This window comes from Winogradskyella sp. PE311, assembly GCF_046545555.1.
Taxonomy (GTDB): Bacteria; Bacteroidota; Bacteroidia; order Flavobacteriales; family Flavobacteriaceae; genus Winogradskyella.
Genome location: NZ_JBHZTH010000005.1, coordinates 1 through 12,960, shown reverse-complemented (window position 1 = coordinate 12,960; position 12,960 = coordinate 1). Strand labels below are relative to the sequence as shown.

Genomic DNA, 12,960 nt, shown 5'->3' with positions numbered 1-12,960 from the left:
TTAATAGCTCTATAAAATTAAGAATAACTATTGATACTAAAAAACGAAATATATGTTTTGTATTTAATATAGTTTATAAACTGATACAGTTTTACTATCAGCTTGCGTGATGAGTTCTAGACCTTTCTCATTATCGAGTTTTTGTAAAACTGCAGAAGACGTTCCAAAAACTGGGAAATTTTGGATTGATTTTGCTTGGCTATCAAATAAATAAACTTTTTTCGATTGTAAATCTGTTACTGATACATAAATTTTATCATTGAGGTAGAAAATCTTTGGTTCGGTATAATCACCATAATCCAAATCTACTGATCTCGACTTAATATTCAGCTTATTTTCGGTAAGAGCTACTAGAGTTTTGCTTGTGCTTACAATGCTATGTGTTTTCGGTAAGTTAAGATTTACGTAAGTTAATTTACCTTTAGTGTCAAATTGCACTAGTTGACCAAGAGTATTGGTAGTTGTAAATTTATTTTTGTACAGATAGATAGCGTTACCTGAGAAGTTGATTTTTTCTTTTATAAGTATCCTGTCGTTGCCCTTTCTATTTAAAATTTTTAAGGTCTCACCTGCAGCAAAAGCGATATAATCTTTACTTGCTATTCTAAAATGCCTAGGTTGTGTGTCTATTTTGGAGTTATTATTTTTGTATTTAAAACCACTTACAATTTTTCCTTTAACATTATACATTAATAGGTTTTTACCTTGAGTAACCAATAACCTATAATCTTTACGCTTATCGTAATCAAAAACAGAAAGCGGCTGCGTAATTTTATCATTAAATTTTAAAGGAAAATTATTAATGTCATTACCGCTTCTATCTAAAACATACAATCTATTTGAGGTAGTAAAAGCAAGTTGCAGTTTTCCGTTTTTATAAGTGTCAATTTGTTCAATACTACCAAGTATTTTTCCATGTAATTGTTTTTTCCAAAGAATATTACCTGAGTTAGATATAACATAAAGAACATTGTCTACATCTTGTACCGCAATATCATGTGCTTTAGTAATGTGATTTTTTATTGTTTGTGGCGCAGAAAGAATTTCTTTATCAATTGAAACTGTAAATGCTTCTGAAACGGTATTTGAAATTGCTCGCTTCTTAAACTTTTGAATAATTCCGTTTGCATGAGCATAATTATCTTCGTAGATAAATTGTACTGCATTAGCGTTGTAACTGGTTACATTTTTACCAAGAATTTGAGATAGACCTTCAGAATTTTTAAAGATAAATAGAGATGCTTCATTGCTAAGATTATCACTTATGTTTTCGAAAGCATTTGAATTTGAAAGGGTATTTCTGTTTAGAGCATTAGTTACTATAAACTTTAGTGTTTCGACACTATTTGAGAATACAATAAAATCATTATAGGCCAAAAAGAACTTTGCATCATCATATTTTATTAATGGATCCAATCGTACTTTAAAAAAATCAGAACGCTCAAACTGATATATGTCAAAGTCTTTATAAGTAGAAAACACTGTTTTGTCTTCAATCGATTCCAATACTAAATCCGGATCGAGCGTATGTAGTAAAATAGCATTATCAATTAAAGCAATTTCAGTTGTAAAATTTAAAAACGTTGTTGTACTATCGACAATTTCATTTGTTAATTGTCTTCTGTTTCTATCAAATATCGAAAAATCATGGAATGTAATACTAGTTAATGACTGCGTATTATATGGTGCTATGGCTAATGTGTTTGTTTTTTGTGGTACCGTATTTTTGAAACAATCTATGTTAAATTGAACAGAGTCATTAGAGGTAATTATACCATTATAGCTTATTTTGTTGTTGCTGTAATTTAGATCTAACACTGTAAATTCGTTTAAGTTAAAATCAGTATTAGATAATAACAGCTTTGAATAATCAGGTTCTTTAGATTTAAAGATGACAGAAGTTATTGATTGGCCATTGGTTGTTTCAATGAGTTTAGTGATTTTATTATTTTCATCTTTGGAATCTAAATTTTTTAGTACTTCTAAATTGTTTGAACTAGCAGAAACTTTACCTAAAGTTTTCTGGTAAAAGGTAAAAGAATCAATTTGAATCTTGTTTATATTAAAGTTTACAAGAGATTCAGAACTATGGTTTGGTATAGAGTCTGCAATAAAAAGTGTTGAATCATTCGCTGCAAGAATTAGATAGTCTTTATTCTTCTCATTCAAAAAGGAAATATAAATTGGAGAAGTTGTATTTAAGTTTTTAAGAAGAGTTGAAACCGAATTTATCTCCTTATTATATATGTTAGAAATAAGGCCATCATTTTCAAGACTATTAATAAAATCATTTAGCTCATTTACTATTAGAACTGAATTTGTATTTGAAGGGATTAGTGTAAAAGGAAGATTAATTTTATCATAGTCTTTTTGACAGGTGTATAGCAGTATAAATGTGGCTAACAAAAAAACGAGTCGTTTCATTAAAAAAAATTTATGTGCAAATATAAAAAGTTAAATATCTAAACGGTATTGCTCTGGTAATAATCTAAAAGACTTTCTGTGGTATTTTGTTATTCCATGTTTTTTAATTGCCTCCCTATGCTCTTTGGTTGGGTAGCCTTTATTTTGTTTCCAATTATACATAGGGAATTCATCATGGATTTTATCCATATAAATATCTCTATAAGTTTTTGCCAGTACAGATGCTCCTGCAATACTCAGGTATTTACTATCACCTTTAACAATTGTTTTGTAAGGGATAGATTTTAGAGGTTTAAATTTATTACCGTCAACTATTATATAGTTAGGTGTTGTGCTTAAACTCATTATGGAGTGATGCATTGCCTTAATGGATGCGTTTAAAATATTAATAGTGTCAATTTCAGATTCAAAAATGTGTTCTACGGCAAAGGCAATGGCTTCAGACTCAATAATAGGTTGTAATAACAATCTCTTTTTTTCTGAAAGCTGTTTAGAATCATTAAGTATGTTGTTATGAAACGTCTTAGGTAATATTAAAGCAGCAGCAGTTACCGGACCAGCTAAGCAACCTCGGCCAGCTTCATCCGTACCGCACTCTAAATCATAATTTGAGTAACATAGTTTGAGTCCCAAATGATTAAATTTTAATCAAAGTTAAAAATTTAACGCAACCCTTTTGTTTTTTTTGCATCTACTTATTGAGTGAAATGTTGTAAAACCTAAGAAAATGAAATGTCCTAGCATATTATGGTATTAGTAAATGCGTTAACATTTTTTTGGCAAAAACACTTGCTTATTTAATATTTAATTAAGATGTTTGCAACTAGACTAACTCAAATAATTGTTTTATGAAATTAAAGTTAACATGGTTATTAACGCTTTTTATGGCGTTCGTGATGCAATTTTCTTTTGCACAAGAGAAAACTGTCACAGGTACAGTTACAACAGCGGATGATGGTTTACCACTTCCAGGAGCTAGTGTAATTGTAAAAGGCACCTCTAGAGGTGAACAAACAGATTTTGATGGTAAGTATACTATTAAGGTCAATTCAGGAGATGTTTTAGTATTCTCTTATGTAGGTATGAAAAATGCCCAAAAAACTGTTGGATCAAGTAATACATATAATGTATCTCTTGAACTTGACAATGCTTTAGACGAAGTAGTTGTTGTAGGTTACCAAACACAGAGTAAAGCTACTTCTAAAGTATCTTCTGTTAGAGTAACAGCAGAAACTATTGAAAATCGTCCTAACGCAAGTTTTGTTCAGACATTATCTGGACAAGTAGCAGGATTAAATATTACTACGAGTTCTGGTCAGCCAGGTGGTAATTCATTAGTTCAGTTACGTGGTGTTTCTTCTATTAATGGTAATACAGAGCCTCTATTTATTATAGATGGCGCGCCAGTAGATGAAGATAACTTTAGATCTTTAAACCCACAAGATATTGCTTCTATTGATGTTTTAAAAGATGCAGGTGCAACAGCTATCTACGGAAATCGTGGTGCAAATGGTGTAATTGTTATTAAAACGCGTACAGGTAATTTTGAACAAGGTTTAACTGTAGGTTACAACGGATTTGTTTCATTTAGTACATTACAAGATAATGATTACAATGCAATGAGTTCTCAACAATTGTTGACTTACGAAAGATCAAGAGGTAATGGTGCTGGTGCTGGTAACAGTAGTGGTGCATTTAACCCAGGAAACGGTACACCGTTAACAGATGCGCAAATTGCAGCTGCTCCAAACTTTAGTTGGACAGATTTCTTTTTCCGTACTGGTATTTCTCAAAATCACACGCTTTCATTATCTAGTGGTAGTGAAAAAGCAACGCAGTTCACATCTTTTGGATTTAGTGATACACAAGGTATCTTAGAAGATAGTGATTTAAAACGTTTTAATTTACGTTCAAATGTAACTGGTAAAAGTGCAAATGATAAATTTAATTATGGTACAAACTTAACAGTTAACTATTCTAAGTCTAACGAGCCAAACAGTATTGGTTCAGGAGCTATTAATAGAAATTACGTATTAGGAGCATTTATTTCTGTACCTTATATCACTGATGCTGATTATACTAATGGTGCGGATTTATTAAATCCACTTTCTTTTACTAACACTCCATTATTCTTATTAGATAGGTTAAGAACTTATACAAGATTTGAAGAAGAGGTTAAGATTGTAGGTAGTGCTAATTTTAACTACAAACTTACAGATTGGCTTTCAGCTAACTTAGTAATGTCTGCTGATTACCAAAGTGAGTCATTAACTAGAGCAGAAGCTCCAGATTCATTTAACGCAATACTATTTGGTGGTGCTGAGAATCCTACTTCAGGTTTCCAACAACAATTTAGTACACGTGCATTCTCTTACAACCAAGTAACATCATTAAACGCTTCTAAAACTTATGGGAAGCATACAGTGGATGTTGGTTTATATACAGAATATTTTAAAGCACACTTTAGACAATTTGGTTATTTCGCGAATGGTTTAGATCCAAGAACGTTCTCACCTGGTGATGGTAGTGCTTTAATATCTCAAGCTAATGGCTTATTTAATGATGAAGCTAGTGCTGAAATCTTAAATGCTGGTTTATTTTCTTACTTTGCTAGTGTAGACTACGATTTTGATCAAAAATATGGTATTGGTGGTACTTTCAGAAGAGATGCTTCTTACCGTTTTGCTGGTTCTAATAGATGGGCATCTTTTTACTCAGTTTCTGCACGTTGGAATATTTCTAACGAGGCTTTCATGGAAGATTCAGCAATTAACAATCTTAAGTTAAGAGCTTCTTATGGTACTGCTGGTAACCAAGATATTGTTGGTGGTGGTTTATTTGGAGGTCCTGACCTTACAGAAGATTTCTTTACAACAACAGGTGGTTATGGTAATGCTAACTCAATTGCTCTAGCGCAATTTGGTAACCGTGATCTTAAATGGGAAACAGTAGCTCAATTAAACATTGGTCTTGACTTTGGTGTTTGGAATAATAGATTAAGAGGTGCTTTCGATGTATACGAAAGAAAGACAGAAGATCTTTTCCAAGCAACTCCTATTTCAGCTGTAGCTGGTGTAACTGCTCAGAATGCAAATACTGGTTTACTTTTCAACAGAGGTGCTGATGCACAGATTTCTTATGATGTATTCCAAGGAGATTTCAGAATGACAGTAGGTGTTGTAGCTAACTACAATAAAACTGAACTACAAGAAGTTCCGAATCCAGAAGGAGAAATTATTGGTTTAGGTAGAAATGGTGGAATATTCGGTGAATATTTTACTTTAAGATATGCAGGTGTTAATCCAGCAAATGGTAATTTACTTTATCTTGATGCGAATGGTAATGTTACAGAGAACCCAGATGCTGATAACGATAGAGTTTGGTTAGACAAGAATATTGTTCCAGAATGGAATGGTAGTTTTAATTTAGATCTTGATTATAAAGGGTTCTTCTTTTCAACACAATGGAATTATATGATTGGAGTTGATAGATTCGATAATGATTATAATGATTTAATCGATCCTACAGCTGTTGGTCAGTTTAATTTGTCTGCAGATTTATTTAGAGCTTGGGCTCAGCCAGGAGATGTTACAGATATTCCTAGCCCAACTGCTTCTAACTTAAATTCTTTTGGAGATTCAGATAGATTCTTAAAAAGTGCAGATTTCTTAAGATTAAGATTTGCTAGTTTAGGTTATAACTTCTCTAAGAAGGCATTAGAAGGAACAGGTTTCTCTACAGCAAGAGTATTTGTTAATGGTGAAAACATATTAACTTTTACAGAATGGAGAGGTTTTGATCCAGAAACAAGAAGTAATGGTTCTAGACAATATCCTACACCAAGAACATTCGCTGTTGGATTTGAATTAGGATTTTAAAAAAATATAAATTAGATATGAAAAACATGAATAGAATATTATGTGTTATGCTTGTAGTTTTATTTGCAAGTTGTAACGACGCAATAGACATTAGACAAGTTGGTCGTTTAGATGCCGCTAACTCGTTTCAGTCAGTTGAAGATCTTAATGGCGGTTTGTTAGCTGTGTATAATCAATGGGATTTAACTCCTGAGATTGCTTTATCATCAAATTTTACAGATGAGTTAGCAATTGGGTTCGATAGTGGTGGACAAGGTTTCGCATTATACGATTTCGTTTTAAACGCAGGTAGTGGTGCTGCATCAGACTTTTGGGTAAGAAACTTTAGAGTTAATAACAGAGCTACAATCCTTATTGAAGCTGCAGGTAATGTAACACCAGATGCTAGCGAGCAAGATGATTACAATAACATTTTGGCTCAAGCACACTTTATACGTGCTTATGCTAATTTTGAAATGTTAGTATATTTTAGTCCAGATCCTAGAGATGATTCTGCTATGGCCGTGCCAGTAATTGATTTTATTGCACCATTAACTATACAGCCTAGAAGAAATACTGTTGGTGAATTAATGACTTTTATTAATGATGATTTAGCATTAGCTAGCTCATTAAGTACAGTACAGTCAGATCCTACATTTGTTTCTAGAGATGCAATTACAGCTTTTAGAGCTAGAATAGCATTAACAAGAGGTGATTACCCTACTGCAGGAACACTTGCTAATCAGTTATTAGCAAATTATCCTATAGCAGATAGAGCGCAATATGAAAATATGTTCTTAGATGCTGACAATACTGAAATAATTTTTAAATTAGAAAGAGTGTTGAACGATTCTTATGACGGACAAGGAGCTACTGGTGCTGTTTCAGCTGGTGGTTGGGCCGGAGCTAGATTTGCATTCGTAAGTGCAACATTAGCTGGTTCACCTTATTTTGAAATGGATAGAAGTGTATTTGATTTATTAGATCCTGCTGATATTCGTTTTGATGTAAATGTTTCTACAACTTCGGTTATTAGTCCAGATTATCCAAATGATCCAGATCCTATAAATAATGATATTTTAGTTATTCAGAAGTATCCTGGTTCAGATGGTCGTCCATTAATGAATGATTTAAAAGTATTTAGATCTTCTGAGATGTTATTAATCGCTGCTGAAGCAAGAGCTGCAGCAAATGATTTTCCTGGTACAGCTGCTTTAATTAAGCAATTACGTGATGCACGTTTTGGATCTGCACAACCTCTAGATACTTATGCTTCTCAACAGGCAGCCTTTGCGGCAGTATTACAAGAGCGTAAGATCGAGCTTGTTTATGAAGGTCACAGATATAAAGATTTAAAAAGATTAGGTACAGCTGCTGGTGTAGGTATCGACAGAGACCCAATTGCATGTGGTCTTCAGAGTGGTGCTTGTACTTTAGCTGCTAGTGATTTTAGATTTACTTTACCAATACCAATTGTAGAAATTAATGCAAACCCTGGTATAGGTGCAGAACAAAACCCTGGCTATTAATAAAAAACAAAATTAATTATGAAAAATATATTTAAACTATTTTTAACCTTAACTCTTGTTTTTTCTTTCACTAGTTGTGAGGAAGACTTAGTTATATTTGATGCTGATAATGGTCAGACTGCGCTTTCTTTTGCAAGTAGTGCGGTAACTGTTGGTGTTTGTGAGCCTACTGTTGATTTAACAGTAGAATCTACAACGCAGTCTAGTAGCGATAGAACTTATAGTATTACAGTAAATGCTGCTTCTACAGCGGTGCCAGCTGAATATACAATAGGTAACTCTGTTACTATTCCTGCAGGTCAACACTTAGGTACAATACCTGTAACTGTTGATTTTGCTCAAGTACCAATAGGTGAAAACAGAGAACTAATTTTAGATTTAGTTGCTTCTGATGGAGCAGTAATAAACACGAGAGGAACTACAACGTATAGTTATACTTCTGCATGTACACTTAACGAAGTTGTTGTAGATTTAAATTTCGACCAGTTTCCTGAGGAAATGGCTTATTTAATTTTCGATACTAATAGTGGTGCTTTAGTTGATGCTAGTTTTAATGCATCTGGTGCTCCTGCTTTTGGAACATTCGATGGTTTAACAAGTTTCTCAAAAACATTATGTTTACCAGATGGTGACTATCAAGTTCAATTTTTAGATTCTTGGGGTGATGGTAATACTGGTAATGCAAATGGTTCTTATGGATTAATAAGTGCTACTTGTGCTGGAAACACTGATATATTTACACCTGTTGTAGATGGTGGTTTCGGTGCTACTGGTTCTCAATTAGGAACAGCGCCTTTTATTGTAAACTTTACGCTATAATTAGTAGATAACTACTATTTTATATATAAAGCAGCCTCTTTTAGAGGCTGCTTTTTTTTGTATATATATCAAATATTGTACTAACAACTAACTGTTGTTAGTATTTGTGATTTTTTGTATATTCGTGTGCTTTGAAAAAAATATTATGAAAAATCTATTAAATTTATGTGTATTAGCGTTATCCGTAACGTTTTCTTTTGCTCAGACCACAATGTCTAAAGAGCAGTTTTCTCAACTAAATAAAAATCAACAAGATGTATATCTTAGGATAAAGGTGACAGACTCACTCAGAACTTTAAGAGTAAATAATTATTTAGCTCAGAATGAGAATAGAACTAAAACGTTTTTAAACGAAACAGGTAAGACTTTTGTTATGTACGACATAGTTGAAGGTAAACCAATTTACAGAACCACTGACAATACCAATGCAGCTATTGCAACTGGCACAAACCACTTACAAGTAGGTGGAAGTTTGGGTTTAGATTTAGACGGTTCTGGTTTAACAGTTGGCGTATGGGATGGAGGACCTGTGCAAGATACTCATACCGAGTTTATGGACCCTGCAGGTTCTACTTCTAGGGTTGCAATAATTGAAAATACAAGAACAGATGGCAGTATGGGCTTTAGTTCTCACGGAACACATGTTGCTGGTACCATTTCAGCACGTGGTGTTTTACCAGCTGCAAAAGGTATGGCTACTAATGTGTCAGTTAAATCTTATAATTTTAACAACGATACTCCAGAAATGGTTTTAGCTGTTGCTGATTTAGCTAACCCTATAATCTTATCAAACCATTCTTACGGTATCCCAGCTGAGAATGTTGAGCCTTGGTGGAAAGGTGCATACAGTTCAGGTGCTTTTGAAGTAGATGATATTGCAAAAGCTAACCCACAATATTTAATAGTTGCTTCAGCGGGTAATTCAGGTAATTATGTATATGAGGGAGGCCTTTTTGCCAATTCCGATAAATTAACAGGCGACAAGACGGCGAAAAACACATTAGTAATAGCCAATGCTAATCCATCTATTGATGCGTTCACTAACCAAGTAACTTTAGATATTAATTCTAGTAGCAGTCAAGGACCTACTGATGATCTACGTATTAAGCCAGATTTAGCGGGTGATGGTACGGCTCTTCGTTCTACTGAGGTTGTTGATACTTACAGTTTAAAGTCAGGAACATCTATGGCAGCGCCTAATGTAACTGGTTCGTTAGCACTTTTGCAGCAATACTATAATCAATTAAATGGTGTTTATATGCTCTCGTCTACTCTCAAAGGATTAGTTTGCCATACTGCAACTGACGACCCACTGCGTATTGGGCCAGATCATGTATTTGGATGGGGTATGTTAAATGCAAAAGCTGCTGCTGAAGTTATTACAGGAAGTCAAACGCGTTCTTCTATAATTGAAGAGTTGACTTTAAATAATAATCAAAGTTATAGTTTTAATTTTACAGCTCAAGCAGGTGATAAATTAAAGGCAACAATTTGTTGGACTGATGTACCAGGTGGTATCTTATCTGGTGAGGATAATTTAAATAATCCTAGCCCTCGACTGATTAATGATTTAGATCTGAGATTAACAAAGGACGGTACAACTTATTTCCCTTGGAAATTGGATTATGATTCATCATTTGGTTTTTCAAACTCTAAAGCGGATAATAATGTCGATAATATTGAAGTAATAGAAATCGATGCACCTGCATCTGGCACGTATACCTTAACAGTTAACCATAAAGGCACTTTAAGCGGCGCTGGTCCTTTTGATCCGTTAGAACAGGATTACTCATTGATAGTTTCAGGAAACAGTCTTGTTTTGGGTGTGGATGATAATGATTTTTCCAATTCACTTGATATCTACCCTAACCCAACAAAAGGTGAATTTACAATTAGTTTTCAATCTAATTTAAATGATGCTAATAATCAGGTAGACATAGATATTTATGATATTAGAGGCAGGTTAGTATACAATAATGATTTTATTAATTCTTCTGTTATTTTTAAACAAGCAATCACTTTAAATAATTTAAAGTCTGGAGTTTATATTATAAATATAAAAGAAGGTAATAGACAAACTTCGAGAAAACTTATAATTGAATAATTGTTGGATAATTACTTAAAATTTTAAAGGCCAACAATTATTGTTGGTCTTTTTTATTAAGTAATTTGTAATTCACTTCGTTAAAACAATATTTTATAGTTTAATTTGTTTAGAAATTAGGATTTAATAAATGAAACAAAAAAGTATCATAATTATATTGTGCCTATTAATTTCTATACAGCTCACAGCTCAAATTGAAATTGATAAGAATATTAACAATAATAGGTTAAATTCTAACGAACAAGATACCTCTTTAGTTAAACGTTCTAAAGGTTTTAAAGAATTGGCGACAATAGATATGTATTTGTTGTTTAATTTTGATAAAGACACGACAGCAGTAGATACAACGCTAACTATTAGAAAAGACTATAAATTTAATTATCTACAAAAAGATAATTTTGGTTTAATGCCATTTGCCAATATCGGGCAGTCATATAATACTTTAAGTTTTAATCCATCTTCAAATAAAACAAAACCTTTATTTGGGTCAAGAGCTCGTCATTTTAATTATTTTGAAGAAGAAGATATAAATTATTATGAAGTACCGACTCCGTGGACAAGACTAACATATAAAACGGCTTTTGAGCAAGGACAAATGCTCGATGCTTTTTTTACGGTCAACCTGTCTAGACAATTTAATTTTTCTATCGCTTATAAAGGTTTAAGGTCGCTTGGTAATTATCAAAATACTCTTACAAGTTCAGGTAATTTTCGTTTTACTTCAAGTTATAGTAGTAAGAACAAAAGGTATAGAGCAAAAGGACATATTGTTATGCAGGATATTTTAAACCAAGAAAATGGTGGATTAAAAGACGAAGATATAGTTAACTTTCAATCTGGTGATGAGGAGTTTATTGATAGGTCAGTTTTTGATCCTAATTTAGAAAATGCAGAAAATATACTTAGAGGTAAACGTTTTTTTCTTAATCATTCTTTTGATATAATTAAGCAAAGCGATTCTTTAAGCAATAATCAGTTGTCAGTTGTTAATAAAATCTCATTAGAGGATAAATTTTTTCAATTTTATCAAACTTCCGCTACAACTGATTTCTTTGGTGAAACCTTTAATGATGACATTAATGATAAAGTTAAATTAGAGAACTTTAAAACCTCTTTAGGTTTAAACTACGTTAATAATATTTTAGGAGAATTAATGTTTGCGTTAAACTACACGAATATTAATTATGGTTACAACAGTATTATATTGTTTACGGATGAAATTATCCCAAATAGAATAAAGACAAGTTTTATTGGGGTTGAAGCGGCATATTACAAAAATTATAAAGGTTTTAGTATTCAAGGTAAAGGTGGCCTGAATATTTCTGATGAGTTTTCTGGTAATTATTTGAGTGGAACTATTAAAATGAAATTGATGGATGATTTACTTTTATCTAGTTCAATTAATCTAAACTCAAGATTGCCAAATTTCAATCTTTTACTTTATCAAAGCGATTACATCAATTACAATTGGTATAATTTAGATAATTTTGAAAATATAAACACTCAGCAATTAAGCTTTAGTATCAAATCGAAAAAGTTTTTTAACGCGGATTTAGATATTTCAAACATTGCGAATTATACTTTTTTTAATTCTGATGGTGATACAGATAAGATCATAGTTAAACCTGAACAGTATTCTGAGTCAATCCAGTATTTAAGATTGAAATTAAATAAAGAATTTAGGATAGGAAATTTTGCGCTAGATAATACTATTATGTACCAAAATGTCATAAGTGATGATGATGTGTTAAATGTTCCAACTATAATTTCTAGAAATACCTTTTATTATTCTAATGAAATTTTTAAAAAAGCAATGACTTTGCAAGCAGGAATAACTCTAAATTATTTCACAAAATATAGAATGAATGGATACGATCCTTTACTAGCCGAATTTTACACTCAAAATGAAACTGAGCTAGGAGGGTTTCCTAGACTAGACTTTTTTGTTAATGCAAAGATTAGACAAACTAGAATATTTTTAAAAGCAGAACACTTTAACTCGTCTTTTACTGGTTATGATTACTTTGCGGCACCAAACAATCCTTATAGAGATTTTACTATTCGTTTTGGTATTGTTTGGGATTTCTTTTTATAATATTTTACCTCAGTTAGCATATTCAAAATAATAATGTTCTTTATTTATTTAGTTAGAAGGGTTTTAGGGATAAACTCATAAATAAAATTAAGAAAGTAGTTGTGGGATTAAAAATGAGTTATATATTTGCAC

Annotated in this window: 7 protein-coding genes; 5 read left to right on the top strand and 2 right to left on the bottom strand. The window is 32.2% G+C overall.

All coding sequences use genetic code 11. The features are described from left to right. Positions 1–63: 63 nt before the first annotated feature. On the bottom strand, positions 64–2,424 hold the full coding sequence (locus tag ACFWU4_RS13985) for a ribonuclease HII (RefSeq protein WP_411128950.1): 2,361 nt from the start codon (positions 2,422–2,424) through the stop codon (positions 64–66). A gap of 30 nt (positions 2,425–2,454) precedes the next feature. Further along, entirely contained in the window at positions 2,455–3,057 is a 603-nt protein-coding gene (locus tag ACFWU4_RS13980) for a ribonuclease HII (RefSeq protein WP_411128948.1), read from the bottom strand. A gap of 215 nt (positions 3,058–3,272) precedes the next feature. Between ACFWU4_RS13980 and ACFWU4_RS13975 the strand changes: the two genes are divergently transcribed. From ACFWU4_RS13975 to ACFWU4_RS13955, 5 genes are all read left to right on the top strand, one after another. Continuing rightward, entirely contained in the window at positions 3,273–6,302 is a 3,030-nt protein-coding gene (locus ACFWU4_RS13975) for a SusC/RagA family TonB-linked outer membrane protein (RefSeq protein ID WP_411128946.1), read from the top strand. Between the two features lie 26 nt (positions 6,303–6,328). After that, positions 6,329–7,810 carry a RagB/SusD family nutrient uptake outer membrane protein gene (locus ACFWU4_RS13970; RefSeq protein ID WP_411128944.1) on the top strand — a complete coding sequence of 494 codons (1,482 nt, stop codon included), beginning with the start codon at positions 6,329–6,331 and terminating at the stop codon, positions 7,808–7,810. A gap of 18 nt (positions 7,811–7,828) precedes the next feature. Next, on the top strand, positions 7,829–8,629 hold the full coding sequence (locus ACFWU4_RS13965) for a hypothetical protein (RefSeq protein WP_411128942.1): 801 nt from the start codon (positions 7,829–7,831) through the stop codon (positions 8,627–8,629). Between the two features lie 145 nt (positions 8,630–8,774). Continuing rightward, positions 8,775–10,733 (top strand): S8 family serine peptidase, encoded by a 1,959-nt coding sequence (locus ACFWU4_RS13960; protein ID WP_411128940.1) that lies wholly within the window; start codon positions 8,775–8,777, stop codon positions 10,731–10,733. A 130-nt stretch (positions 10,734–10,863) separates the two neighbouring features. Further along, positions 10,864–12,828 carry a putative porin gene (locus ACFWU4_RS13955; RefSeq protein WP_411128938.1) on the top strand — a complete coding sequence of 655 codons (1,965 nt, stop codon included), beginning with the start codon at positions 10,864–10,866 and terminating at the stop codon, positions 12,826–12,828. The last annotated feature ends 132 nt before the right edge of the window (positions 12,829–12,960 follow it).